Annotated in this window: 21 protein-coding genes and 3 pseudogenes; 22 read left to right on the top strand and 2 right to left on the bottom strand. The window is 51.9% G+C overall.

Features of this window, described 5'->3' with window-relative positions:
• Positions 1–50: 50 nt before the first annotated feature.
• From sigK (ACFSKT_RS12505) to ACFSKT_RS12415, 19 genes and pseudogenes are all read left to right on the top strand, one after another.
• A pseudogene (sigK, locus tag ACFSKT_RS12505) lies at positions 51–598 on the top strand (RNA polymerase sporulation sigma factor SigK); the annotation flags it as partial.
• Between the two features lie 515 nt (positions 599–1113).
• Entirely contained in the window at positions 1114–1812 is a 699-nt protein-coding gene (locus ACFSKT_RS12500) for a Crp/Fnr family transcriptional regulator (RefSeq protein ID WP_377721338.1), read from the top strand.
• A 271-nt stretch (positions 1813–2083) separates the two neighbouring features.
• On the top strand, positions 2084–3631 hold the full coding sequence (locus ACFSKT_RS12495; RefSeq protein ID WP_377721337.1) for a response regulator: 1548 nt from the start codon (positions 2084–2086) through the stop codon (positions 3629–3631).
• Positions 3632–3770: 139 nt separating this feature from the next.
• Positions 3771–4892 carry an alpha/beta hydrolase gene (locus ACFSKT_RS12490; protein ID WP_377721336.1) on the top strand — a complete coding sequence of 374 codons (1122 nt, stop codon included), beginning with the start codon at positions 3771–3773 and terminating at the stop codon, positions 4890–4892.
• A gap of 113 nt (positions 4893–5005) precedes the next feature.
• Positions 5006–6226 (top strand): MFS transporter, encoded by a 1221-nt coding sequence (locus ACFSKT_RS12485; protein ID WP_377721335.1) that lies wholly within the window; start codon positions 5006–5008, stop codon positions 6224–6226.
• A gap of 247 nt (positions 6227–6473) precedes the next feature.
• Positions 6474–9272 carry a glycoside hydrolase family 3 protein gene (locus ACFSKT_RS12480; RefSeq protein ID WP_377721334.1) on the top strand — a complete coding sequence of 933 codons (2799 nt, stop codon included), beginning with the start codon at positions 6474–6476 and terminating at the stop codon, positions 9270–9272.
• A gap of 99 nt (positions 9273–9371) precedes the next feature.
• Positions 9372–10151, top strand: coding sequence for an alpha/beta hydrolase (locus ACFSKT_RS12475; RefSeq protein WP_377721333.1), 780 nt, complete (start codon positions 9372–9374; stop codon positions 10149–10151).
• Positions 10152–10459: 308 nt separating this feature from the next.
• The gene (locus ACFSKT_RS12470; RefSeq protein ID WP_377721332.1) at positions 10460–11413 is read left to right on the top strand and encodes an ABC transporter permease; all 954 of its coding nucleotides are present in this window, start codon (positions 10460–10462) and stop codon (positions 11411–11413) included.
• A 13-nt stretch (positions 11414–11426) separates the two neighbouring features.
• Positions 11427–12344, top strand: coding sequence for a carbohydrate ABC transporter permease (locus tag ACFSKT_RS12465; protein ID WP_377721331.1), 918 nt, complete (start codon positions 11427–11429; stop codon positions 12342–12344).
• Between the two features lie 72 nt (positions 12345–12416).
• Complete coding sequence (locus ACFSKT_RS12460; protein ID WP_377721330.1) at positions 12417–14135, top strand: ABC transporter substrate-binding protein; 1719 nt, start codon at positions 12417–12419, stop codon at positions 14133–14135.
• 225 nt (positions 14136–14360) lie between these two features.
• Positions 14361–15275 carry a helix-turn-helix transcriptional regulator gene (locus ACFSKT_RS12455; protein ID WP_377721329.1) on the top strand — a complete coding sequence of 305 codons (915 nt, stop codon included), beginning with the start codon at positions 14361–14363 and terminating at the stop codon, positions 15273–15275.
• On the top strand, positions 15272–16099 hold the full coding sequence (locus ACFSKT_RS12450) for an NmrA family NAD(P)-binding protein (RefSeq protein ID WP_377721328.1): 828 nt from the start codon (positions 15272–15274) through the stop codon (positions 16097–16099). Before ACFSKT_RS12455 ends, ACFSKT_RS12450 begins: the two co-directional genes overlap by 4 nt.
• Before the next feature lie 20 nt (positions 16100–16119).
• Positions 16120–16341, top strand: coding sequence for an ATP-binding cassette domain-containing protein (locus ACFSKT_RS12445; protein WP_377776319.1), 222 nt, complete (start codon positions 16120–16122; stop codon positions 16339–16341).
• Positions 16325–17071: an ATP-binding cassette domain-containing protein gene (locus tag ACFSKT_RS12440; protein WP_377776318.1), complete on the top strand. Its 747-nt coding sequence runs from the start codon at positions 16325–16327 to the stop codon at positions 17069–17071. The genes ACFSKT_RS12445 and ACFSKT_RS12440 overlap by 17 nt, the downstream gene beginning before the upstream one ends.
• Complete coding sequence (locus ACFSKT_RS12435) at positions 17068–17877, top strand: ABC transporter permease (protein ID WP_377721326.1); 810 nt, start codon at positions 17068–17070, stop codon at positions 17875–17877. Before ACFSKT_RS12440 ends, ACFSKT_RS12435 begins: the two co-directional genes overlap by 4 nt.
• A 259-nt stretch (positions 17878–18136) precedes the next feature.
• Positions 18137–18654: pseudogene (sigK, locus tag ACFSKT_RS12430) on the top strand (RNA polymerase sporulation sigma factor SigK); the annotation flags it as partial.
• Between the two features lie 399 nt (positions 18655–19053).
• Positions 19054–19587 (top strand): hypothetical protein, encoded by a 534-nt coding sequence (locus ACFSKT_RS12425; RefSeq protein ID WP_377721325.1) that lies wholly within the window; start codon positions 19054–19056, stop codon positions 19585–19587.
• A 277-nt stretch (positions 19588–19864) separates the two neighbouring features.
• A pseudogene (gene sigK, locus ACFSKT_RS12420) lies at positions 19865–20379 on the top strand (RNA polymerase sporulation sigma factor SigK); the annotation flags it as partial.
• A 472-nt stretch (positions 20380–20851) separates the two neighbouring features.
• Positions 20852–21169: a helix-turn-helix domain-containing protein gene (locus tag ACFSKT_RS12415; protein WP_377721324.1), complete on the top strand. Its 318-nt coding sequence runs from the start codon at positions 20852–20854 to the stop codon at positions 21167–21169.
• A 118-nt stretch (positions 21170–21287) separates the two neighbouring features.
• On the opposite strand, the gene ACFSKT_RS12410 is transcribed toward ACFSKT_RS12415, so the two are convergent.
• On the bottom strand, positions 21288–22247 hold the full coding sequence (locus tag ACFSKT_RS12410) for a D-2-hydroxyacid dehydrogenase (RefSeq protein ID WP_377721323.1): 960 nt from the start codon (positions 22245–22247) through the stop codon (positions 21288–21290).
• A 16-nt stretch (positions 22248–22263) separates the two neighbouring features.
• Positions 22264–23238 (bottom strand): glycerate kinase, encoded by a 975-nt coding sequence (locus tag ACFSKT_RS12405; protein ID WP_377721971.1) that lies wholly within the window; start codon positions 23236–23238, stop codon positions 22264–22266.
• Positions 23239–23260: 22 nt separating this feature from the next.
• On the opposite strand from ACFSKT_RS12405, the gene ACFSKT_RS12400 reads away from it, so the two are divergent.
• From ACFSKT_RS12400 to ACFSKT_RS12390, 3 genes are all read left to right on the top strand, one after another.
• Positions 23261–24304: a PucR family transcriptional regulator gene (locus tag ACFSKT_RS12400; protein WP_377721322.1), complete on the top strand. Its 1044-nt coding sequence runs from the start codon at positions 23261–23263 to the stop codon at positions 24302–24304.
• A 146-nt stretch (positions 24305–24450) separates the two neighbouring features.
• Positions 24451–24876: a MarR family winged helix-turn-helix transcriptional regulator gene (locus ACFSKT_RS12395; protein ID WP_377721321.1), complete on the top strand. Its 426-nt coding sequence runs from the start codon at positions 24451–24453 to the stop codon at positions 24874–24876.
• Between the two features lie 100 nt (positions 24877–24976).
• Entirely contained in the window at positions 24977–26311 is a 1335-nt protein-coding gene (locus tag ACFSKT_RS12390; protein WP_377721320.1) for an NtaA/DmoA family FMN-dependent monooxygenase, read from the top strand.

The following is a 26311-nucleotide window of genomic DNA, read 5'->3' as shown; positions in this document are numbered from 1 at the left end:
CGAGGCGGATATCGGTTTATTTTTGTTCCGAAATTACATCGGGTCGTGTTCACATTGTCAAAAAATTCGATAACACCGGGAAGACCTCGAGGACTTGATCAGCATCGGGACCATCGGTCTCATCAAAGCGATCGAGAGCTTCCAACAGGGCAAAGGCACGAAGCTCGCGACGTTCGCCGCTCGTTGTATCGAGAACGAGATTCTTATGCATTTGCGTAGTTTGAAGAAGACCAAGAAGGACGTGTCCCTGCACGACCCGATCGGGACGGACAAAGAGGGGAACGAAATCACGCTGATCGACATCCTCGGTTCGGAAGCCGATGATGTGGCGGAGCATATGCTTCCGAAGCAAGTTTTCTGCGAAAACTTTTAAGTTCAACTTAAAATAGAGAAGAGCAAGATCTATAAGAACCTGGATATCCTCGATGACCGGGAGAAGGAAGTCGTGGTTGGACGGTTCGGATTGATTACGGGTGGGGAAGAGCGGACGCAGCGGGAGATTGCGAAGGAGTTGGGGATCAGCCGCTCCTATGTGTCGCGGATCGAGAAAAGAGCGTTGATGAAGCTTTATCATGATTTTTATAAGCAGAAGAAGTGAGAAAATTTATGCTTTGCATTGAGAAAGGTAGCTGACCATAACGGGGTTATATTATAAGGGACACTCAACACTGTTGATTGTCTTTTTATGTTACATGGATCGTCTACACTAAGTTGGACATCAAAAATGAGGGCTAGTAGAATAAACACATAAGGAAGAAGGGGCGCTACTATGTCCAAACAAAGAAGAACATTTACAGCGGAGTTTAAGAAGCAGATGGTCCAACTGTACGAAAACGGAAAGTCGAGGGCAAGTATTGTTCCAGAGTATGACCGCATCTGCATTGGATCGATGGATTGAACAAAGCAATAACTCAGGTTCCTTCACGGAAAAGGACAATCGAACACAAGAAGAAAACGAACTGCTTGCCTTGCGTAAGGAAGTCCAACAGCTTCGGATGGAAAAGACCTCATAAGGACGCCTCGCTCGTTTCCAATAAGAATTATAATTCAGCGTGAGTAAAGAATCCTTCAGATGAATTTTACAATGAAAATAGCAGCGGGGAGGCGATGGACTTGGAGAGCAACCATTACTGGCTGAAGGGAAGCCATTCTTTGCAAGAACTGTTTCAAGGTATTGGAAAGCCCGTTCAATATAAATCCGGCGACCGTTTATTTACTCAAGGCGATATGACGGATTATTTTTATTATTTAATTGATGGTGCAGTAAAGGTAGTGGTTAATTGGGAGAATGGTTCCGAGAAAACCGTAATGAATCAAGAAGGAGGCATGCTGGGGGTCGTTACCGCGATTAATCGGATCCCGCAGTTTACTACAGCTATCGTGACCAAGCCTTCCACTCTAATCAAAGTTGATGTACCGACCCTAATCCCCTATTTATCGAATAAGCCCGAATGGATTCTATCATTCTGTCAGGAGATGGGGGCCAAGGTCCATCTACTGACGGTTCAATTAAGCACTATGACGTTCTTGACCGTGGAAAAACGAATCTGTTATACCTTGCTTATGCTATCTCGAGACATTGGCTCGGACACTTCACAGGGCTTAAAAATTCCCGCCCGAATGACGGATCAGGAGCTCGCGAATTTGGTCGGAACTTCACGCGCTACCATATCCAAAGTCATGAGCTCCTTAAAGAAAAACAATTTGGTTACCAAGATTAAGAATCATATTTATATCGTTGATAAAGAGGGTCTGCGGAATTTTGTTTTTTCCAACGACAGTATGACATGGAACTTATCAGAGGGAAACTGAGGCGTGAAGCAGATCCGGGATCTTGTTTTCAAAAAAGCCGGGTAATATAAAATAATTTTTCAAAACTGTTGCGATCGCAGCAGTTTTTTTTTGCTCCAAAGTAGATTGATTACAGGAACAAAATCACACGTGGGAACGGATCGGGCTGCGGAACGCCTATCTGCGAATGCAGCTCATGTACGGCCCGGAGTAGGGGGGTTCCTTACGGGAACGCGCAAGGCAAAGGAACGACAGTCCGGTCCATAATACAGCATGGAGGAAGGTGGCATCGATGCATAGCGTGATGATTGTGGACGACGAGCCGACGATTCACGAAGGTCTCAAGGCGCTCATTGAGTGGGAACGGCTCGGCTTCGTGGTGGTGGATACGGCGGGCAACGCGAAGGAGGCCTTGGCGAAATACCGGCTGCACAAGCCGGGGCTCATGATTGTCGATATCCGGATGCCGGGAATGGACGGTCTCGAGCTGATCCAGATCTTGAAACGGGATAATGCGCGGCTTCATGTTCTCGTACTCAGCGGATATGCGGATTTCAGCTACGCCCAAAGGGCGATCAGCCTCGGCATCGACGGCTATCTGCTCAAGCCTGTCGATGAGGACGAAATGTCGGAGCATCTCGCGAAGCTGAAGATGACGATGGACGACGAAATCCGGATGCAGGCGGAAGTTCCCAGTGAACTTTGGAACCAGGAACGGCTGTTGCGGGAGATTCTGACGGGTCGGATCACGGATGACAGTGGGACTCTGCGACGGACGGCGAAGGAAGTCGGCATGCTATGGAACGGCTTCCAGGTCGTTCTGCTGCTCCCGCACGCACTGAAATCCGACCCGCCGCTGTCCCAGGATTCGATACGCGCCGGTCTGTCATCGTTGTACGAGCGAAACGGGAGGGGGATTGTTTTTTCCGCGGAGCCCTACGTGGGCATTCTGCTGCGGGACGGCATCTCCGGCGCGTCTGCCAGGCGGCAGCTTCTTGCCGACTTGCAGATGGTGGCCGAAGCGGAGCATTGTGTATTTACCGTCGCGGCCGGCGAACGGACGACGCGGATCGAGGAGATCCGTAGGTCCTATGCTATCGCACAGGAGCGGATGCGCCAGCGCTTCTTCCGCGTCGGAGAGATCATCGGCCCCGAGCCGCCCCCGCTGCTGCCCGAACCCACGCCGGATCCGGTGGCGCTGTCCCGACTGGAGGGCCTTGCGGACAAGCTGGTGCTCGCAACCGAAACCGGCAATACGGATGTACTGTCGCGGCAGCTGGAGGAAGCGGGCCGGCTTATGCTGCAGGCCGGTGAAGGAGAGACAAGCGCTAAGGCAAGGTTCATGCAGATGCTGACGCATGTGCTGGAACGCCTGGCCCTAAAGCATACGTCCGTCCGGAAGCGGTCGCAGGAATTCTCGGGACGGGTGCTGGCGATCGAACGGTCACAGACTTACGCGGTCATGCTGAAGAGCATCGCCGACCTGCTCGCCGATATGGCCTCCGACGCGGGCAGTGATACGCAGGAGACGTGCATCCGCCGCATGATCGACTTGATCAACCGCAATTATAAGGAGAACCTGAAGCTGGAGACGATTGCCGAGGCGCTGAATTACAATAGCTCTTACCTAGGAAAGTTGTTCAAGAGCCAGACCGGCGACCATTTCAACACTTACCGTGACAAGGTAAGGATCGGCAAGGCGAAGGAACTTCTCGAACAGGGCATGCGCGTCTACGAGGTTGCCGACCAGGTCGGACTTTCCAACGTCAATTATTTCCACGCCAAATTCCGTAAGTACGTCGGCATGTCGCCAACGCAATTCCGGGAAAATATGGACTAGTACCCCAAGCTCCGTTTAACTTCCTCTTGGCGCGAGGATTTCAGGGCTGACGTTTTTGTAGTCAGCGTCGTCGGGCGTAACGAAATTATTCGCCCACAAACAAGGTCCACACATTACGTTATTACGGGAGGCTACTATTTTGAGAGAATATAACAAAGATCTCGTGGATGCTTTACAAGCAAATCAAGAAGAAGTGGATATTCGCGGAACAAGAATCATTATTAAAGCAAGTCCCGAGGAAACCAGACCCGGTTATTTGGATCCAAGAGAGCTTGAAATGATTAAGAAGGCCATGATGGGGAACGAACAACGACCGGAGCAGGGGACAACGGCGGAGCCAACTTTACCGGAGCATGCCCTGCAGGCCATGAGAGACCATATGGGATTTCCCAATCGCAATTTAAACCTCTCGGAAATTCATACCCAATACGAAAAAATTCGATTGGGAGAAAACGATGTCGGCCTCTGGAGATATTACACCAAAAGGTCCATGAGGAAGAAAGGTAAGCCATGTCTCATTTACTTTCACGGCGGCGGTTGGGTTGGAGGCAGCGTTTATGGAGTTGAAAATTCCTGCCGCTTAATTGCTGAGCTGGCAGACGCGGTCGTATTCAACATCGATTACTCGCTCGCTCCGGAGAAGAAATTTCCGAACGGATTCAATGATTGTTTTCATGCCGTGAAGTATATCTATGATCATTCTGAAGTATTTGGAATAGACAGGACCAAGATTGCCGTTGGCGGCGACAGTGCAGGAGGTAATTTGGCCGCGGCAGTCGCGGTAAAAAACAGAGAGCTTGACCTTCAAATGATCGCCTTGCAAGTACTTATCTATCCTTGCGTAACCTTTTTCACCAAAGGTGTAGAAGGATACAAGTGGGATATCGATGATTATGAAATAGCGGAAGAACAAAGCGAGATGATTAATCTGGTGTTGGGTGTCGGCAGGCCTACCGAGGACAGAGACGACGATCCAATGAGTGACCTGTATTTCACGAACAAGGCGGATGCGAAAAGTCCGTATGCCAGTCCGTTATTTGTGGATAGCAAGGGACTTCCAAAGACCCTTTGTGTCAGTGCAGAATTTGACGGTGCCCGTATTCAGGCAGAATTATATAGCAAGAAGCTTGCCCTGTCCCAAGTACCCGTCAAGACGATTCGTTATAAGGGTTGTACGCATGGTTTTTTTGATAAATTGGGCTTTTTGCCTCAGACCGAGGATCTCTGTATTGAAATCGCAAATGCCATGAAGGAAATTTGAACCTTGGACATGCCACTCTGCAGATTTCTTCCTTGATTCCAGATCAGGGGGGAGTGTCCCTTATCGCCGACCTTCGCCATCGAAAATTTAAGTTAGCAGATAGGAGAGACATTATGCAGCAGTCTCGATTGTGGACCAGAACTTTTACACTGGTATGTTTGTGCAGTTTTTTTGTGTTTATGAATTTCTATACTTTGGCTACCAGTCTTCCGATTATTGTCGCTAAACATTGGAATGGAAACCAAAGCCATATCGGCCTAGCCATGACGGTCTTCATCGTCGCCGCGCTGCTGTTCCGGCCGATCGTCGGCAGCCTGGCCGGCGTCTGGAGCCCGCGAGCGCTCATTCTCACGTCCGTTATTTTTTTTCTTGCTGCCTCACTCCTCTACCCGGCCGTTAACGGACTGCTGATTCTGTTCGTGCTTCGCTTCCTGCACGGCAGCAGCTTCGGGATGGCATCGACCGCGACGAGCGCCGTTGCCGCCGATCTGGTGCCCGCATCTCGCAAAGGGGAAGGGATCGGCAGCTTCAGTCTGTTCACGAGCCTGGCCATGGTCATCGGACCGTTCGTGGGACTCTCGGTGACGGGAAGCGGCAACCCCTCGCTATTGTTTGTCATGTGTGGCGCCTTCTCGGTCGCGGCGCTCATCTGTGCTGTACTTGCCGGGCTTCCCGTGGCCGCCCGAAAGCCCGCGGCAAGCGGAAGGGCGCAGCGCCGTAAGATGACCTGGCGGGCGTTGATTGAGCCCGCTGCCGTTCCGATTTCGCTGACGGGCTTCTTTCTGGCTTTTGCCTACAGCGGCATCACCAGCTTTATCTCCGTCTATGCCGACGAGCTCGGAATCGCCAGCTCTGCAAGCTTGTTCTTCGTCTGCTTTGCGGCGCTCATCGTCATCCCGCGTCCTTTTGTCGGCAAGCTGTTCGACCGGATCGGCCCGAATATTCTGGTCTATCCCTCCGTCGTCGTGTTCGCTGCAGGCATGCTGCTGCTGGCCTTCGCGCACAGCGTCGCCGTATTCCTCGTTTCCGGCGCGGTCATCGGGCTCGGTTACGGCATTTTGCTGCCCATTTTTCAGACAATCGCTGTTCAGGCCGCTCCCGCGGAAAGAAGCGGCCTCGCAACAAGCACCTATTGGCTGTTGTTAGATACAGGCTTCGGGCTCGGCTCCATTCTGCTCGGCATGCTCGCGATGCACACGAAGTACAGCGGCGTTTATCTGACGTCATCGGCTGTGGTGGCACTCACCGCGCTATTCTACTACCTGTTGCACCACTCCGCCGACAAGAGGAAGACACCAACTGAAGCTGTAAAGACCGTCTCCCATCATCCCTGATGGTGGTGCAATGCTCCCCAAATCGTAGGTACTCGCGATCTCGGTGATGCCGCGATACATTAGACCATGCTCTATGGACTTCCGTAACCGTTTTCTAAAAACTCGAATTATTAAATGAAAATTAGTCGGATTGCTTGGATATCCCCGGGAAGGCCCTTGAATTAACATAGATTCAAACACAAGGAGGACCGATATGGGTAACAACCCATAATCGTTGGGATCACACGCATTCATTGGAGGGATAAACTTGACGAATACCCATGCTTATGGCATCCCGCTACCAGGATTCGCCGAATTCAGCCGCAAGGTTGCGGCGGAAGGCGCCGTGCTGCTTAAGAACGAAGGACAGGTGCTTCCGATCCGCGAAGGTGAGAACGTCGCGGTATTCGGCCGCTGCCAAATTAACTATTACCGCAGCGGTACAGGGTCGGGCGGCAGCGTCAACGTGCCGTACACGACGAACCTGCTCGGCGGCCTGCGCGCGAAGACGAACATTACCGTCAACGAAGGGCTAGCGGCCGTCTACGAGAAGTGGATCGAGGCGAATCCGTTCGACAACGGTGGCGGCGGTTGGGCGGCGGAGCCTTGGTACCAGAAAGAGATGCCGCTGACGGACGAGCTGGCCGCATCGGCGCGCGTCACGTCGGACAAGGCGATCGTCGTCATCGGCCGGACGGCCGGCGAGGACCAAGACAATGCGATTGAACCGGGGAGCTACTTGTTGACGGATGAGGAGAAAGCGATGCTGTTGCGCGTGACGGCTCATTTCGAGCAGACGGTCGTCGTGTTGAACGTCTCGAACATCATCGACACGAGTTGGCTGAACGATGCGAGCCACAAGCATCCGATTCCTTGCGTTATCTACGCCTGGCATGGCGGCATGGAAGGCGGCAACGCGATCGCCGACGTGCTTGTCGGCGACGTGACGCCAAGCGGCAAGTTGACCGACACGGTCGCGGTCTCGATTGACGACTATCCGTCCACCCGCAACTACGGCGACGAATTCCGGAACATCTACGAGGAAGATATCTACGTCGGCTACCGCTACTTCGAGACGTTCGCGCCGGACAAGGTGCTCTATCCGTTCGGTTACGGCATCTCGTATACGACGTTCGAGCTCGAGCCGGAGGAGGCAAAGACGGTCGATCGCAACGGCGAAAAATATATCGAGCTCGGCGTCAGAGTTACCAACACCGGTACGGCGTACGCGGGCAAGGAAGTCGTGCAAGTCTATTACGAAGCGCCGCAAGGTAAGCTCGGCAAGCCGGCGCGCGCGCTCGCGGCATTCGGCAAGACCGGCGTGCTGCAACCGGGTGAATCGCAGCGGATGACGCTGAGTTTCCCGGTCAATCGCATGGCGTCCTATGACGACGGCGGCGAGGCAGGCTATCGCTCCGCTTACGTGCTTGAAGCGGGCACGTACCTCTTCCATGTCGGCAGCAGCGTGCGCTATACGAAGCAAGTTTCGGTCGACGGGCAAGATGGCTACACAGTGGCTGACCTGCTGGTCGTGGAGCAGCTGGAAGAAGCGCTCGCGCCTACGGAGAGCTTCAAGCGTCTGAAGCCCGGCGCGCGCAAGGCGGACGGCACCTATGAAGAGACGTACGTCGACGTCCCGAAGCGCACCGTTTCTATCTCCGAGCGGATCGCTTCGCGCTTGCCGCAGACGATCGAGCAGACGGTCGGTCGCGGCTATACGCTACGCGACGTCCACGAAGGCAAAGTCACCATGGAACAATTCATCGCCCAGCTAAGCGACGATGATCTTGCGACGATTGTACGCGGCGAAGGTATGGTCAGCCCGCTCGTCACGCCGGGCACGGCATCCGCATTCGGCGGCATGAGCGATCGGCTCTTCAATCAGTACGGCGTGCCAATCGGCTGTACGGCGGACGGCCCGTCCGGCATCCGGATGGACAGTGGTCATAAGGCGACGCAGGTGCCGATCGGCACGCTGCTGGCCGCGACGTGGAATCTTGAGTTGGTCGAAGCGATGTATGTGCTGGAAGGCCAAGAGCTGCTGAGCAACCAGATCGATACGTTACTTGGGCCGGGCATGAACCTCAGGCGCAGTCCGATGAACGGCCGGAACTTCGAATACTTCTCCGAAGATCCGCTGGTCACGGGATTGTTCGGGGCGTCCAACGTTCGAGGCATCATCAAGGGCGGCTCGAACGCGACTCTAAAGCATTTTGCTTGCAATAACCAAGAGAAGCACCGGTGGAAGGTCGACGCAGTCGTCTCCGAGCGGGCGCTGCGTGAGCTGTACCTTAAAGGGTTCGAGATTGCGGTGAAAGAGGGTGGGGCCAACTCGATTATGACCTCCTACAACCCGATCAACGGACATTGGGCGGCGTCCAACTACGACCTGAACACGACGATTCTGCGGGGCGAATGGGGATACGACGGCATCGTCATGACGGACTGGTGGGCGCTCATGAACGACCCGATTCACGGCGGCGAGTCCAGCAGGCAGAACACGTACGCGATGGTTCGCGCGCAGAATGACCTGTACATGGTCGTGCAGAACTACGGCGCGGAGATTAACGCGATGGAGGACAACACGCTCGAGAAGCTTGCGGACGGCACGCTGACCCGCGGCGAACTGCAGCGCAGCGCCATGAACATCTGTGCTTGGCTCTTGAACGCGCCGGTTTTCCGCCGCAAGCAAGTCTTCGAAGAGTCGGTGAAGGCGTTCAAGGCGAACCCGTCGCTCTCTCCTGAAGCGGAGCCGGCGCAAGCCCTGTCCGCGAATCCGCAAGTGAAGCCGGCAGTGAACGGTCCGGCATACGTGAAGGTCGACGAAGCCGGCGAGTACCGGATTATCGTGAACCTTATGTCGCCAGAGACGAATGTCGCGCAGAACTCGACGATCGCGACGCTGAACGGCGAGTTGCTGACGACGATCCAATCGAATGGGACGGAAGGCCGCTGGATTCGGCAGAAGCTGTTGAAGATCGCGCTCGAAGCGGGCCTGTACGAGCTGAAGCTCGAGCCGGTTAAGCCGGGTCTTGAGATCGGCTGGGTCGAGTTCAAGCGAATCTAGTGACAAACGACGAAGAAGATACCCCGACATCGATCGACCGGCAAGGGAATATGGTTATGGTTGTTTCGTTCAATAACATTGATAAGAGGAGAATGTATAATGGCACTGATTCGATGCAATTATTTCTCGGAAACGTTAGGGCTCAGCACGTCAATGACCGTTATTGTGCCTCAAGCGACCAGGGGGCAAATCGGAATGAATGGCGTCTCCAACCGAGAGCGGCATCCCGTCCTCTGGCTGTTGCATGGCGGATCCGATGACGATACGATCTGGATGCGCCGGACATCGATTGAACGCTATGTTTCCGAGCTGGGGCTCGCTGTCGTGATGCCTCAAGTCCACTTAAGCTTCTATACGGATATGGCGTACGGAGGAAAGTACGGCACCTTCCTCATGGAAGAACTGCCCCAGATTGCCCGGTCCTTGTTCCCGCTGTCGGAGGCTCGCGAAGACAATTTTGTCGCTGGGCTGTCGATGGGGGGATACGGGGCATTCAGATGGGCGCTGAGCAAGCCTGACATGTTCGCCGCTGCTGCCGGACTGTCGACCGGTAATTTCCCGTTTTGGAGCCCGGGACCGGGGGGAGAGTTTCCTCCATTTATGCGGCTCGCATTCGGAGACGGACCACATGAAGGAACTGCTAACGATCTGTATCATCTTATTCATTCTTGCGATCGCGCAACCGGGCCGAAGCCCGCGTTTTATCAAGCATGCGGTACGAAAGATTTCCTGTACGATCTAAATATCGAACTGAAGGAAGCGTTCGACCAATCTTCACTGGACTACACTTACGCCGAGGAGCTGGGCGTGCACGATTGGGCATTCTGGGATAAAACCATTCAAGACGTGCTGAGATGGCTTCCTTTGGATCGCGCGTGACATTTACTTCCGCTGAATCTCATGCATCTCAATTCCAAGGGAGAGTTTCGCTCGTCCATAATAAATGTATGGCCGGTCTAGGACGCGATGTTGCGCCCTAGACCGGTATTTTTTTGCGAAAAACACCTTCAGACTCCATATTCTCAGCACCGACGCGAGAAGCGGCGATTCCTTAGTCCATGCATCAACGGGTTTTTGTAACCGATTTCTGAAAACGCTTATTCGTGGATGAAAATTAGTCGGATTCCTTGTATATTGCCAGGAAAGCGTTCTCGTTACAATAGATTCAAGTACAAGGAGGGACCGAAATGGCAACGATAACAACCGACATCGATCGACCGGCAAAAAAGGACAAAGGCCGATTCTGGCACATCATGCTGCAGCAGCGATACCTTTATCTTATGTCCATACCTTTCTTAATCTGGGCATTCGTATTTAACTACCTACCGCTGTGGGGCTGGACGATGGCGTTCCAGAAATTCCGTCCGGGCCGCAGCTTCTTTGACCAGGAATGGGTCGGCTTCGATCAGTTCCGGATGCTGTTTGCAGATCCGACGTTCTACTTGGTTATGCGTAACACGCTGGCGATGAGTTTCCTGTCGCTAATCGCGGGTTTCACAATTCCGATTTTGTTCGCTATCCTCCTGAACGAAGTCCGTCAGATGGCCATGAAGCGGTTCGTGCAAACTGTCTCGTATTTGCCGCACTTCGTTTCCTGGGTCGTCGTCGCGGGCATCGTCACAAAGATGCTGGCCACCGACGGCACAATCAACAACCTGCTGATCAGCATCGGCCTCATCGATCAGCCGATCCAGTACATGGCCAAGGGCAACCTGTTCTGGTACATCATCACTGGTGCGGACCTGTGGAAAGAGATGGGCTGGAACGCGATCATCTACCTTGCGGCGATCGCCGGCATCGCGCCTGATCTATACGAAGCAGCGCGCGTCGACGGCGCGAACCGAGTGCAGCAGATCTGGCACATCACACTCCCGGGTATCCGCCCGACGATCATCATCCTGCTGATCATCTCGATTGGTCACCTGACCAGCATCGGCTTCGAGAAGCAGTTTCTGCTCGGCAACCCACTGGTTAGCGACTACTCCCAGGTGCTTGATCTATATGCGCTCGATTACGGCCTGAATATGGGAAGGTTCTCGTTCGGTACCGCCATCAACATGTTCAACTCGGTCATTAGTATCATTCTGCTGCTTGTCACTAACGGCGTGTTCAGGCGCATGACCAAAGAAAGTGTTTTCTAAGGAGGGATGGACAATGGCATCACAAACCGTTAATCGCAAACTTATGACAAGCTCATCCTGGGTCGACCGCTCCTTCGACGTCATCGTCTACGTCTTGTTGGCCGTTATCACGATCTCCACGCTGTACCCGTTCCTAAACGTACTGGCGATCTCGCTGAACGATTCGACCGACAGCGTACGCGGAGGCATCACGATCTATCCGCGGGCATTCACCTGGAAGAACTATGAGACAATCTTCGCCTTCGAGGGCCTGCTGACGGGCCTGAAGATCTCGGTCCTGCGGACGGTCATTGGCACGCTGCTCGGCCTTGTGGCTTCGTCAATGCTGGCGTTCACGGTCAGCCGAGTGGAATTCCAGGGACGCCGGTTCGTCTCGATGTATCTCGCGCTGACCATGTATGTATCCGGCGGCCTGATTCCGGTCTACATCCTAATCCGCGACCTGAACATGCTGGGCACGTTCGCCGTGTATGTGCTGCCGGGCATGGTGAGCGCTTTCAACGTGTTCATCATCCGCTCGTTCATCGACGGCATTCCTTACGCCCTGCAGGAATCGGCGAAGCTGGACGGGGCGAACGACTGGACGATTTACTGGCGGGTGATTCTGCCGCTGACGAAGCCGGCGCTCGCGACGATCGGGCTATTCCTGGCGGTCGGGCAGTGGAACTCCTGGTTTGATACCTATCTCTACAACGGCATGGCCGACCATCTGACGACGCTGCAGTACGAGCTGATGAAGGTATTGCAGAGCACGACGACCAACACCGATAACTTCCGCGGGCAGAACATGACGGAGGTTATGCGCCAGATTTCGCCGGAATCGGTCAGGATGGCGATTACGATTGTCGTCACGATGCCGATCCTGGTCGTGTATCCGTTCCTGCAGCGTTACTTCGTCCAGGGCTTTACGCTGGGCGCGGTCAAGAGTTGAGAAACCACAAACTGTCGGTAGACAAGTTAACCAGTTCATACAATGATGATTAATCATTTAGGGGGGAACAGGATGTTTCACAACAAAAAAAGCAAAGCTGCCGCACTGCTGATGACATTCACGCTCAGTATCGGTCTGATCGCGGGCTGCAGCGGCAACAACGACGGCAATATGGAGAGAGGTAACACGGGAACGACGGATACGGCTTCCGAGGATCTTAAGCCGCTTACGATCACGGCGTTCTTCGAGGACCAGAACCCGAACTGGAACAACATGCAGGACGACGTGTCCAAGATCCTAAAAGAGAAAACGGGCGTTACACTGGACGCTGAATTCGCCGTAGGTGACCCGCAGCAGAAAATTTCGCTGATGGCGGCATCCGGCCAATACACGGACATCATCTCCGCGAAGGGCGACATCGGGAAACTGGTTGACGCCGGCGGCGTCATCGACCTGACCGATCTGATCGACAAGTATGCACCGAACATCAAGCGCGTTCTCGGCCCGTACATGAACCGTGCGAAGTATACGACGAAGGACCAAGCTATCTACTCGATCCCGACGTACGCAGCCGTCGGAGAGACGCGCTTATCCGCAGTTGGCGGTTTCCAATTGCAACACCGCGTCGTCAAGGAAGCCGGTTACCCGGAAATCCGCACGCTCCAGGACTATGAGAAGGTCATCAAGGACTATCTCGCGAAACACCCAATCGACGAGAACGGCAACAAGAACATCGGCGTAACGCTGAACGCCGACGACTGGCATATGTTCATCTCCGTTACGAACCCGGCCGTATCCGTTACCGGCGGGTCGGACGACGGCGAGTACTTCATCGATCAGGAGTCACACGAGGCGATCTACCACTATCGCCGTCCGGAAGAGAAAGAATACTTCCGCTGGCTGAACCACATGAACGCGGAAGGGCTGCTTGATTCGGAAATTTTCGTCCAGAAGTACGACCAGTACAAGGCGAAGGTAGCTACCGGCCGCGTCCTTGGCCTGATTGACCAAGCTTGGGACTTCGGCGGCGGCGTGCAGGCGTTGAGAGCCGCAGGCAAGTTCGACCAGACGTACGGCCACTATCCGGTTACGATGAGCAAGGACATCAAGCAACCCGACTTCTGGCCGACGGGCTTCATGGGCGGCTATGGCATCTCGATCTCCAGCACGGCGAAGGATCCGGTACGCATCATCAAGTTCCTCGACTATTTGGCTTCCGACGAGTTCCAGATTCTGAACAACTGGGGCGTTGAAGGCAAGCACTGGAATATGGAGAACGGCAAGCGCGTTGTTCCGAAGGAAGTGCAGGACCGCATCAATAACGACGGCACGGCGTTCACGAAGGAATCCGGTATCGGGTTCTACACGAACATGATGGTTCACTATGGCGACGGCGTCAAGGATGAGACGGGCAACTACTACACGAAGAGCAACCCGGACCAAATCCCGCTCGGCTACAGCGACGCCGATAAGGAAACGCTGGCAGCTTACGGCGCTACGACGTGGAAAGACCTGTTCCCGAAAGAGGACGAGTTCACGGAGAAGGCTTACGGGGGAGCTTGGAACATCCAGATTCCGGGCGACGACGAGGTCACCATCCTGGCCGAAAAGATGAAGGACATCACCTGGAAGCGGATCCCGGAAGCGATCCTGGCGAAGCCGGCAGACTTCGATAAGATTTGGGACGCCTATCAGCAAGACCTGATCCAAGCAGGCGTCGAGAGAATGGAGAAGGGCTTCACGAAGTATGTGCAAGATCGCGTAGCCCTCTGGAACGAAGGTGCACATTAAGAAGGAGACGTTATTCGACCGCCCCCGCGTCAGGGGCGGTTTTCGTATTACCCCTTTGATTGGGAGGACATCGAGGCTTGAAGCAGCAAAAGGACATGAAGGTGCTACAATAGTAAAAAAAGTTCTGATGTTTCTTTAATCCTGACAACCTTGTTGTCAGGATTTTTGGATTAGGATAGAAATCAGATGACCACAACTAGGACATTGACAGAGGAGGCGATGGCCATGAGACTGGATCGTTTGCTCGGGATCACACTAGAGCTGATGGCCAAAAAACGGGTGACCGCAACGGAACTAGCCTACAAGTTCGAGGTATCGGTTCGCACCGTCTATCGCGACATTGAACTGATTAATCAGGCAGGTATTCCGGTGGCATCGTTTACCGGCGCAGACGGCGGATTCGAGCTGATGAACGGATTCTTCCTGACTCGGCAATACTTTACTGTCGATGACTTATCGGTGATCTACTCGCTAGTGAAAGCGATGGAAGGGGCGATGGGCGGCGCCGTGTCGCCTGCGATGCGGAAGCTGGCGAGCCTGCATCCGGGGTTGGCGAACGAAGGTAGCCAAGAAGCTGTTATCCTCGGTATAAGCGTGCCCGAACACGAACGGGACATCGTTCGTGAGCTTTTTCGGGCGATCCGGCAATCTCGCGTTGTTCAGATCGCTTACACAAGCGCATCCGGCTCAGCGACCGAGCGCAGCTTGGAGCCGCTGAATCTGCTATGGGAGAAAGGCGTCTGGTACTTGGAAGCGTACTGCCGGTGGCGCGGGGCGAGACGGTATTTCCGTCTATCGCGGATCGACCGGCTCCAAGTATCGGAGGAAACCTTTGCTCCCCGGCCGATTACGGACGAGTCGGAACCGGAAGATGTGCATGGGATCTTCGCCCATCTTCGTTTCGATCTGTTGGTGCGCACGCGCGTATTGCAGCAGTTTCCGGGCGAATGCACATACCAAGGGGCTTACATCGAGGTTCGGACGGTCTTTTACAAGAAAGAGTACGCGCTGTCAGTCATCGCCAGCTACGGGACAAACGTCGAAGTTGTTTCGCCGGACGAACTGCAAGACGACTTTATCGCTCACATCGAAGCCATTCGCGGACATTACGTTAAAAAACGAGAAGGAGATGTGACATGACGATTTTAGTGACAGGGGCAACTGGAACGGTTGGACAACATGTGACGGAACTGCTGGTGCAGCGAGGGGCTTTCGTTCGGGCGTTAACGCGAAATCCGGAGCGGGCGAGAGTTAAGCTTCCGGAAGGTGTGGAGATTGCGGCGGGGAATCTGATGAAACCAGAAACGCTGGAGGATGCGTTACAAGGCGTGAAGGCGATGTTTCTGATTACTTCCAGCGATGAGTTTGACGCCGACCTCAACACGGACCCGAAGGTGCTGGCGCTGGCGGAAGCGGCCGGGGTGAAGCGCGTTGTCGTGCTGGTCGGCTATGAGGAAGGTCCAGTCGAGGAAGCGCTACGGGCCAGCGGCATGCAGTGGACGCTGGTGAAGCCAACCGAATTTATGGCCAATGTGCTGGTGGATTGGCGGGAAATGATCCGCTCGGAAGGCGTCGTACGGGAATTTTGCGGGGACGCGCTAAGCGCGCGAGTCCACGAGGGGGATATCGCCGCCGTCGCCGTCGAAGCACTTCTTGGCGGCAGCCATCACGGCCGAAGCTATCTGCTGACCGGGCCTGAAGCGCTGACGCGCAGGGAAGCGGTGCGCGCGATTGCTGCGGCGATTGGCAAGGACATCCCGTTCGTCGAATTGACTGAAGAAGAGGCGCGGCAGAATTGGCGGGATCAGGGCTACGACGAGGAGAGCGTCGAATTTTTCGCGCAGATCGCGAAAAATCCGCCGGAGGCCGGCTACACCGTGCTTCCAACGGTTGAGCAGGTGCTTGGGCGGCTGGCCCGTACGTTCGCCGAGTGGGCAATCGAGCATAAGCGGGAGTTTCTGTGAAGAGGAAAGGAGAGCTGAAGATGACCTACGCCATTGAAGCGCAAGGCTTGCGCAAATCGTTCCGGACTCATGAGGCAGTGCGCGGAGTGGATCTGGCGATTCGGCAAGGAGAGCTGTTCGCGCTCCTCGGGCCGAACGGCGCCGGCAAGACGACAACAATCCATATGTTGACCACGATGCTGCGGCCGGATGGGGGGGACGGCGCGCATATGCGGCCGCGACGTCGTGACGGAAGCCGCTGACGTGCGAAGGCGCATCAGTGTAACGGGCCAATATGCGGCCCTGGACGAGTCGCTTACCGGCTGGCAAAACCTGACCCTGTTCGCCGGACTTCATGGCTATACTCGCAGGGAATCCCGAGCGCTTGCGACGGAGCTGCTCGAATCTTTCCGTCTGACGGATGCCGGCGGCCGGGCGGTCGGTATGTACTCCGGCGGTATGCGTAGACGTTTGGACCTCGCCGCAGGTATCCTCTCACAACCCGAGGTGATGTTTCTCGATGAGCCCACGACCGGGCTTGATCCCCAAAGCCGGCAAGAGTTGTGGGAAGCGGTGCGCCGCCTGGTGAAGAATGGGACGACCGTGCTCTTGACGACACAGTACCTGGAAGAAGCCGATCAGTTGGCCGATCGCATCGGGTTCATCGACCAAGGCAAGGTCATCGCAGGAGGTACGCCCGAGCAGCTTAAAGCGTCGATCCGCGGCAAAACGCTGACGATCCGGCCGGGGGAGGGAACCGACCCGGCCGACATCTGCAAGTTGCTCGCAAGCGAACATGGGCTGGAAGCTCATAAGGACGAAGACGGGCAGGTTGTGAAGGCTGCTATACAGGAAGCCGCACTGGCGTATGCCGTCATCGGCACGCTGTTCGATCACGCGGCAGCGATCGACGATTTCGCATTGAGCGAGCCGACCCTTGACGATGTGTTTTTCGCACTGACCGCTGCGCGAGGAAAAGAGGTGGCATCATGAGTTTCACACAGACTTCTGGAGTGCGAAAGCCGCGTCGAAGTCCGAGCGGTCTGGCAGCGACTGCGTTGTTTATGCGTAGAACTATGCAACATATGAGCAACAACGGCTTCAGCCTAGCCGTCGAGGCGGTCGTGTCGCCAATCATTATGCTGCTCATCTTCACCTTCTTATTCGGCGGGGCGATGGCCGGCTCCGTCAGTGGCTATATTCAGTATCTGCTGCCGGGCATCCTCGTCCTTACGGTTGTGCCATTGACGGTGTATAGCGGCACGACGCTATGCACGGATATCGCAAGAGGCGTCTACTGCCGATTCCGTACAATGCCGTTCTGGCAGCCCGCTGCCCTCTTTGGAGCGATCATCTCCGACGGGTTTCGGTACCTGGCCGCGCTGCTCACCGTTCTGGCAATGGGACTTGCGCTAGGATTTCGACCGGACGGCGGTGTCGCCGGCGCTGTACTGGCGGCGATATACGTTGTATTTTTTGCCTATAGTGTCAGTTGGGTGTTTGCGCTCATCGGCAATATAGTCAAGCAGCCGGAGACAGTATCGGGCACGAGCATGATGATTGTGTACCCACTCCTGTTCGCGAGCAACGTGTTCGTCGACACCTCGACGATGCCTCGCTGGTTGCAGGCGACGGTCGATGTGAACCCGATCAGCATTGCCGTTGCGCTGACGCGTGGACTGTTTCACGGCACGGCGGAAGCAACCGACCTTATGTCGGGCATTGGCGTCGGCCTTCTGCTGATCGCGGTCTTCACTCCGCTGTCCATATACTTTTACTTGAAAAGGCAATTACGTTAGTTCAATAAAAAAGCAGTGACAGTCTAGGACTTTTTTCTCGTCCATGGCTGTCGCTTCTGCGATTTCTAGAGTCAGTCTAATCCTTATTTTATGAGGGCTGCCGCATGGCGGATTCAGGTATCGTAAGAGGGGTCATTTATATGTCTTACCCGTGAATCTTCTCAATAGAGCGTAACTATTAAACCTATCACTTCTGTATATAGCGATATATTAGGGAGTTCTGTGATTTCAACACAAAATACAGACATCGCATTGTGTCCATAATGTCAAGAAATTCGATAACACTGGGGAAGATCTTGAAGATTTGATTTCGATTGGCACGATTGGATTGATCAAAGCCATCGAGAGCTTCCAGCAGGGCAAAGGCACGAAGCTCGCGACGTTCGCGGCTCGTTGTATCGAGAATGAGATACTTATGCATTTGCGCAGTTTGAAGAAAACAAAGAAAGACGTTTCGCTGCACGACCCGATCGGAACGGACAAAGAGGGGAACGAAATTACGCTGATCGACATCCTCGGTTCGGAAGCCGACGATGTGGCGGATAAAGTTCAACTTAAAATAGAAAAGAGCAAGATCTACAAGAACCTGGATATTTTGGATGACCGGGAGAAGGAAGTCGTGGTTGGTCGGTTCGGATTGATTACCGGCGGGGAAGAGCGGACGCAGCGGGAGATTGCGAAGGAATTGGGGATTAGCCGCTCCTACGTGTCGCGGCGCGGATTGAGAAGCGGGCGTTGATGAAGCTGTATCATGAGTTTTATAAGCAGAAGAAGTGAGAAATCACGATCTTTCATCGGACAGCATTTATTGCTGTCCCTATCTGCGTTCAAGGCATTGAGGGTAATAAGTCTCCCTCAAGATTAATAGGAACGCGTACAGAGTGCGTGGGGATGATTCGGCTATTTAATTTCATTCACGATTCGACAAATGAAATGGAATTGTTAATTGGTTGTCTGGAACTATTTAACCCGCTGGAATTTAAATACTATAATATCTGGTAATTGTACTAGCTCTAAGGAGATTGAGCTTAAGAAATGCCAACCATGGACTACCAGGTAAATAGTATACGAGTGCCGCCGACAGCGCCCCACATTGATAACCGCGATTTTTGGCTTATTCCGTTCGAGTAAAATAGGGTAAGAATGGAGCAAGTATCTCTACTCGGGGGTAAAATAATGAACAAAAAATCTATAATCCCCATATTGATTATTATTCTTGTATTTCTGGTCGATTATGTCGGTAGCGGCTTGATTAGTAATAAAATATTGCCGCCCAAGGTAACGGTGATAGCAATGGACGTGAGTTCTGCGGCCGCGGACGGTTCAACAACCTTCTCCGCCATTAAGGAGAGCAAGGAAGACGTTGTTTATTTACAAAAAACGGATCAGCTTGGAAATGCGAATCAATATGCCTTTGTAACGCTTACGGTAGATATCAAGAATAGCAACTATTTAAGGTTGAAGAATGTTAACATGGCTTTGCTTCCGAAATCATCAGAGAATAAAGATGCAATCTTATATCTTAGGGATGTCCAGTACGTGGAAGTGTCTCCGTTATCAAGCGGGAAGTCCAGCATTTCAATACTTCTGAATGGTTCAGATCTAGATAAAGTGGAGGCAAAAAGTCTCCTACAAAACTATTCGCTAGAAATAACCTGGAATAATAACGAGCGTGTATACGGTCTCCAAGACCTCACCTATGAGAGCTAAAACGAGGATTGAAAACATGCCATCGTGACGTATAAACTGAATACGATCAGTGAGCCAGAAGCATCGACGAGCATTGGGATTCCCCTCGGCTTGTTGGTGTTTCTTCTGCTTATCCTGGGAGATGCTACATTTCATTAAAAGTATTCCAAGATACAGCCCGAGCAGGAAACGGAAAAGACGTGGTTCTCAACCGAAGAACGTGGCAATCAACCTTGGTGATCGTTTTAATAAGTACATCAGCTCCATTTTAAGAACAAAAATTACATCGGATCGTGTTCACAATGTCAAGAAATTCGACAACACCGAGGAATACCTGGAGGACCTGATCTCCATCGGGAGCATCGGTCTGATCAAGGCGATCGAGAGCTTCCAGCAGGGCAAAGGGACGAAGCTCGCGACGTTCGCGGCTCGTTGTATCGAGAACGAAATCCTGATGCATTTGCGTAGTCTGAAGAAAACGAAGAAAGACGTTTCGCTGCACGACCCGATCGGAACGGACAAAGAGGGGAACGAGATCACGCGCTGATCGACATCCTCGGTTCGGAAGCCGACGATGTGGCGGATAAAGTTCAACTTAAAATAGAGAAGAGCAAGATTTATAAGAACCTGGATATATTGGATGACCGGGAGAAGGAAGTCGTGGTTGGTCGGTTCGGGCTCATTACGGGCGGGGAAGAGCGGACGCAGCGGGAGATTGCGAAGGAATTGGGGATTAGCCGGAGTTATGTGTCGCGGATTGAGAAGAGGGCGCTGATGAAGCTGTATCATGAGTTTTATAAGCAAAAGAAGTGATGGTGAGGCAGTGCCAGCTAACTACAAATAGCCCGAGTGCTCCTTTAACACGGGCTATTTTTATTTCAATTTTAATCTTTTATTAATTAAACTGTATCATTGTTTATCTCATTTAATAAAGCAATATAGTTGTTTAACTTATTTGATAATGATAACGTCCACTCCAAATCGTTAAATGCCTCTTTAATATCCAACTGGACATACGGATCGGAAGACGACATATTTCTGGAAATATCAATTATGTCGATTCCTTCTAAAAATAGCGTTTTTATTTTTTCAGAAACTTCATTTGTCCTATAGTAGATCTTAAATTTATTTATGTGATAGGGAGTTACTCCGCCAATATAATAATTAATATTTTTTTGTAATATTTGCTTTAGAGTGTTGAATATTTCCCTTTCGATAATCATTCTGTGAGGGTAGTCTAGACTAATGATTCTGTGATTTATTAAATCCATTGATATTTTTCGTAATGCCTCCATTAAGTTTCAAGAAGGCTATGGAGCACCTACACGACCATTATAAGCAGCCTGTCAACCGGGACCAGATGGCACGCATTTGCTCCATGTCCGTCAGTTACTTCTCCTTATTATTCAAGAAGATTACGGGTTACAGCTATGTGAATTATGTGCATAAGGTCCGTATGGATAAGGCCAAAATTCTCCTGCGCAGCGGACTTGCTCCGATATCCGAAGTGGCATTCGAGGTTGGCTACCAGGATCCCCTTTATTTTTCCAAATTATTCTCCCGCGAGGTAGGGCTCTCCCCTCGAGAATATCGCAAGGGATAGCGAGCGGTGAGAATCCTCTCACCGTCATAGGCCGGGCCGATTATGGAACGAACCAGGGGCAGATTGCCGAGGCAACTGCTCCATATCTTCATGGGATGATCTGAGTATTCACGTGCTTTCACGGATTAACGACATTCACTGGTGTTCCGGCCTGGAACTGACGCAAGTTCTGTACTGCAGTGTCCATAAGTCTCTCGCGTGCCTCTATGCATGCCCAAGCAATGTGTGGGGTGATGATGCAGTTGGGTGCATGAAGCAGCGGATGATCCTGCTGAGGAGGTTCGATGGACAGCACATCCAAAGCGGCGCCTGCAAGCTTCCCGTTATGGAGTGCATCAGCAAGATCCTGCTCTGCAATAATTTGTCCTCGAGATGTATTGATCAGATAAGCTGAAGGTTTCATAAGCTTGAGCCGATCCTTATTGATCAATTGGAATGTTTCCGGAACAAGCGGGCAATGCAAACTTACAATATCGGCTCGTGTCAGCAGCTGCGGCAGCTCCACCCATTCAATACCCTCGACAGGCTCCGGTGATTGGCGTCCGCTGCCTACAGCAATGACATGCATGCCGAAAGCGCGAGCGATCGCTGCAGTCTGTTTTCCAATTTGACCGAGTCCGATCAGGCCCATAGTTTTGCCAGCCAACTCAATCAATTTGGTGCGCGTGAAGCTGAAATCAGGGCAAGCAGTCCATTCTCCCGACCTAACGGCATTTGCATGCATGCCGACCTGCTGAACCAGCTCGAGAATCAGTGCAAAGACGAATTGTGCAACAGCATGCGTGCCATAAGTTGGCACATTGGTTACGGGTATCCCCCGTTTGCGTGCTGCTTCTATATCAACGATATTGAAGCCGGTAGCTAGCACACCGATATATCGGAGATTGGGCAATTGGTCCAATGTTTCCGCTGTGAGAGGTGACTTATTGGTAAGAATGATGTCTGCATCTTGTGCTCTAGTTAGGATTTCATCGGACGCGGTTCGATCATAAACGGTAACCTCGCCTACGCCTTGTAGTTTTGCCCAGCTAAGGTCATTCTGCTGCAGCGTATATCCATCTAGCACAACAATTTTCATGTGGAATGAACTCCTTTTAGCCCATTTTTTGGCTCGCTTGAATTAACCGTGCCACATTTCGTGTACATTGCAGTAATAGATTCTCTGCCTCCTCCAGACAGTCGCCGAGCGTGGTCGGCTTATTCACCGAGGCAAAACAACCGGCGAAATGAGAGTAAAGCGACGCGATGCCTTCACCGTGACTACCGGAAATAAGTACGACAGGTTTCTCGAAGTCAGCTGATAATGTGCTTACATACATAGGCAGCTTGCCGTAGAGTGTCTGGTAATCGCTCTTGCCTTCACCGGTCAGCACCCAATCGCTTTCCCGGATCGCGCTCTTCAGTCCCGTCAGATCAGCAACCGCCTCAGCTCCCGGAACGATGCGTCCCCCTATGGATTGCAGGGCAAAACCAAGACCTCCTGCTGCGCCAGAGCCAGGGGAAAAAAGGTGTGAATGCGTAGAACCGCGGCTATTGGCAACCTCCAGCATTCTTCCATAACGAGCCATAGCTTGATCCAATGGCTCCATCATCTCGGGAATGAGTCCTTTCTGCGGACCATAGACATGCGTGGCTCCAGATGGACCTACCAAAGGGTTTGTTACGTCACTCGCAATGATCAGCTCGCATTCCATAATACGGCTATCCACTTGGCTCCAGTTGACAGAGGCAGCTTTCAACACATCTGCACCGCAGCCAAATAATGTGTGTCCCCGTTCATCGTAGAATTGTACTCCAAGGGCAGCCAGCATGCCCATACCGCCATCATTGCACGCACTTCCTCCCAAGCCTATGACCACATGCCGTATCCCTTCGTCCAGCACAACCTTTAGCATGTCTCCAAGTCCTCTGCTAGAAGCAGCGAAGGGATCCATTTGACCCTCTACCATCATTAATCCACAAATATTGGCGATCTCTACTACAGCCTTAGGATGCTGGCCATGAGCATGCAGCTTTGCGTAATGGGAAATAATCGGAGTTCCATGGGGGCCTGTAACAGGCACGCGGATCGGATCTCCTAGACCGGCGCTAATGATGGCATCAACCGTACCTTCCCCACCATCTGCCCCTTCAAGGCTTGGGGATTATCACGCTGCGGCAGCTTATGTGATTCGTCAGCGCCAGGAATTGCTTATCGATGAAAGTAATCAATCCCGCTGGAAGGGCTCACAGCTTGGATTGAATCTACTGATTATCGTGCATGGACAAGTCGTGGGTGTCATTGGCATCTCGGGCAGGATAAAAGAGATCGAACCGATTGCTCAGTTAGTGAAAATGACTACAGAGTTGATGATTAAGCAGAGCCAGCTGAAGCTGCAGCAGGAATGGAGGCAGCTGCATATCGATTGGGTTCTGAAAGAACTTGTGGAAGGTACAGTCGTTCATGAGGGTAAAATTGGTTTGCGGCTGCAAGCCATTGGGTGTAGGATTACAGCCCCTTATCAAGCTGTTGTGATTGAGCATGAACCTTCTCTCCAGTTCAACACCGTCGAGCGATTTTTTGACCTCTTAAGTCGGAGGCTAGCCGGCAGCTCGATCCTTCTTAGCGCCTATCGTCCCCATCGAACCTTGTTACTCTGTTATGGACACGCGACATCGTCATTATCATTAATGATGGATCAGGTACGCCGGATCGTTACCTCTTGTACAGCCGACTACCGCATAGGCGTCGGTTCCTTGGTTCCAACCCTTCATGCGGTGCGTTCCAGCTTTGAAGAGGCAGAAGCCGTGCTTCGCTGTCCTAGCATGAATGAGCGCGTCCTCGCATACCGCCAGGTTATAGGTCCAATTACCATTAATGAACTGCCTGGTCAGGTCAAGGAAAAACTTATTCATGCGTCAAAAGAATACTGGAATGAGAAAATCGAGGAAACCCTTCAGGTGTTTTTTTTATGCGATCTAAATGTGGCAGAGGCCGCTAAGCTCCTTGGCATCCACCGAAATACCATGCAGTATCGGCTAGAGCAAATTCATAAGCAAAGCGGTTATCATCCTCAAAAATTTCAAGAAGCTCAAATTTTGCAATGGATTGTTTGGCTCCAACAGATGGAAAGAAAAGAGGCTGGCTCACCTTGAAACGTTGTAGTCGTATGAATATCTGCCGCTGATGTAACACATAGTATAGTTACTTAAAGGTAATTTAGCTCTGTTGACACAAGGATTCCATCGTGATATATTTAGCGGGCTAAATATTACTGTTTGACTGCTGAGGAGATATATGGATGACAGATACAGTGGACTGTAATATTCGTCAGTCGTTAGATAGAGTTTCTTCCCAAATGCGTCGAGATTATAGCGAATCACTGAGGGAACTTAACCTTTATGTAGGTCAAGATAATTTGCTTTCTCGTTTGTGGTTAGGCGATGGAGTAACGCAAATGCAATTATGTGAACATTTAAAATGCGAACCGCCTACGGTAACAAATATGGTTAAATCACTAGAGCATAACGGGTTTATCTACCGTAAACGTGATGAACTTGATGCAAGGGTTATGAGGATTTTTCTAACTGACAAAGGCAAAGAATTAGAGAAACCGGTTGAATCCAAGTGGAAACAGCAGCAAGAAAAATTACTGCAGTCAATTTCACCGGAAGATCGCTTATTATTAAGACGGCTATTGAAGCAAATGGAGAATAACTTATTCTAAGTTTTCTCTTACAAGTACATTTAGCATGCTAACTTATAATTTAGTAGGCTAATAGATTTCCCATTCAAATGCTCTCTTAAAAATAAAGGGGAAGAGAAACATGAAAAAAGGAAAAGAAATGCAACTAGCACTACAAATGGTTTCGGGGTATGGAGGTGAATTCAGTGCTTGGAGAATGCCCGGCACCGACCCGGCAGCTTACACGAATACGGATGCTTATGTGGAACGAGCTAAATTGGCTGAAAAAGGGAAATTTCAAATGATCTTCATCGCGGATACGCCTGGATTATACAATGACTTGGGACCTCAGACTCCAATGTTCCCTATGGATCCTATGTTAGCGCTAATGGCTGTAGCCAGAGAAACCAAACATATCGGGCTTGTTGCTACGCTCTCAACGACTTTTAATTATCCATATAACATAGCACGTCAGTTCAAAGCACTGGATGTTATAAGTCATGGACGTGTAGGGTGGAATGCGGTCACCACATCAAATCCAGCTGCGGCAGCAAATTTTGGTGCTCAGGTCGCCAGTCGGCAAGAAAGATATGACATGGCTCATGAGTCCATTCAAATTGTCCAGGCATTGTGGGGGAGTTGGGAGCAAGACGCTTGGACGTTAGATGTAGAAGGCGGAAAATTTGCCGACATGGACAAAATTAAGCCTATAAATCTTCAAGGGAAGTATTATGCATCTCGTGGTCCTTTGCCAATTCCCCCTTCTGAACAAGGTCAGCCCGTTATATTCCAAGCAGGCGGAGGAGGTGAAGGATTGGAATTGGCGGGGAGGTACGCATCTGGTGTCTATGCAAATCCTTTTGATATAGGGTCTGCTCGTGAACACAGACAAGCGGTTCGACAAAGTGCTGCCCGTTTTGGCAGAAATCCCGATGACATCAAGATGTATGCAGGTTTTATGTTTTCCATAGGGTCAACGGAAGAAGAAGCTTTAGAACGGCGAAGACAGCTTATGAGTTTTGATCCTCAGGAGATCCCAAGCAGGGTAAGTTACCTTGGTTCCATGGTTGGTTTACCACTTTCGATGAATTCCATAGATATTGATAAACCTTTATCAGAAGACTTGTTGAAGAGGGCGTATGCCAACCCAATGGATCCACGTTCTGATATAGCTTTACAGCGGCTGAAACAAGGGCTATCCATTCGAGATGTTCTTGCCCATGGGGTCATCAACTATCATCCAGTAGTTGCAGGTACGCCTGTACAAGTTGCTGACTTTTTAGAAGAATGGTTTTTGGCCGGTGCTTGTGACGGCTTCTCCGTTGTTCCGGATATCGCCTATGATGGAGTTGCTGACTTTGTGAACCTCGTTGTCCCAATTTTGCAAGACCGCGGTTTATTCCAAAGAGAATATGAAGGAAAAACACTGCGCGAGAATATGGGAGTTCCTTACCAATACGGAATGCTGAAAGATTAA

Source organism: Paenibacillus xanthanilyticus (assembly GCF_042682185.1).
GTDB lineage: Bacteria > Bacillota > Bacilli > Paenibacillales > Paenibacillaceae > Paenibacillus_Z > Paenibacillus_Z xanthanilyticus.
Note: the sequence above shows the minus strand (reverse complement) of the source record. Positions and strands in the feature narration are given on the sequence as shown.

What these genes read in the sequence shown, in the direction of transcription:
- ACFSKT_RS12415 (WP_377721324.1), top strand. Translation starts at nt 20,852, where the DNA reads ATGCCTCCATTAAGTTTCAAGAAGGCTATGGAGCACCTACACGACCAT.
- ACFSKT_RS12395 (WP_377721321.1), top strand. Translation starts at nt 24,451, where the DNA reads ATGACAGATACAGTGGACTGTAATATTCGTCAGTCGTTAGATAGAGTT.
- ACFSKT_RS12410 (WP_377721323.1), bottom strand. Translation starts at nt 22,247, where the DNA reads ATGAAAATTGTTGTGCTAGATGGATATACGCTGCAGCAGAATGACCTT.
- ACFSKT_RS12400 (WP_377721322.1), top strand. Translation starts at nt 23,261, where the DNA reads ATGATGGCATCAACCGTACCTTCCCCACCATCTGCCCCTTCAAGGCTT.
- ACFSKT_RS12425 (WP_377721325.1), top strand. Translation starts at nt 19,054, where the DNA reads ATGAACAAAAAATCTATAATCCCCATATTGATTATTATTCTTGTATTT.
- ACFSKT_RS12445 (WP_377776319.1), top strand. Translation starts at nt 16,120, where the DNA reads ATGACCTACGCCATTGAAGCGCAAGGCTTGCGCAAATCGTTCCGGACT.
- ACFSKT_RS12470 (WP_377721332.1), top strand. Translation starts at nt 10,460, where the DNA reads ATGGCAACGATAACAACCGACATCGATCGACCGGCAAAAAAGGACAAA.
- ACFSKT_RS12460 (WP_377721330.1), top strand. Translation starts at nt 12,417, where the DNA reads ATGTTTCACAACAAAAAAAGCAAAGCTGCCGCACTGCTGATGACATTC.
- ACFSKT_RS12475 (WP_377721333.1), top strand. Translation starts at nt 9,372, where the DNA reads ATGGCACTGATTCGATGCAATTATTTCTCGGAAACGTTAGGGCTCAGC.
- ACFSKT_RS12450 (WP_377721328.1), top strand. Translation starts at nt 15,272, where the DNA reads ATGACGATTTTAGTGACAGGGGCAACTGGAACGGTTGGACAACATGTG.
- ACFSKT_RS12495 (WP_377721337.1), top strand. Translation starts at nt 2,084, where the DNA reads ATGCATAGCGTGATGATTGTGGACGACGAGCCGACGATTCACGAAGGT.
- ACFSKT_RS12435 (WP_377721326.1), top strand. Translation starts at nt 17,068, where the DNA reads ATGAGTTTCACACAGACTTCTGGAGTGCGAAAGCCGCGTCGAAGTCCG.
- ACFSKT_RS12455 (WP_377721329.1), top strand. Translation starts at nt 14,361, where the DNA reads ATGAGACTGGATCGTTTGCTCGGGATCACACTAGAGCTGATGGCCAAA.
- ACFSKT_RS12465 (WP_377721331.1), top strand. Translation starts at nt 11,427, where the DNA reads ATGGCATCACAAACCGTTAATCGCAAACTTATGACAAGCTCATCCTGG.
- ACFSKT_RS12390 (WP_377721320.1), top strand. Translation starts at nt 24,977, where the DNA reads ATGAAAAAAGGAAAAGAAATGCAACTAGCACTACAAATGGTTTCGGGG.
- ACFSKT_RS12485 (WP_377721335.1), top strand. Translation starts at nt 5,006, where the DNA reads ATGCAGCAGTCTCGATTGTGGACCAGAACTTTTACACTGGTATGTTTG.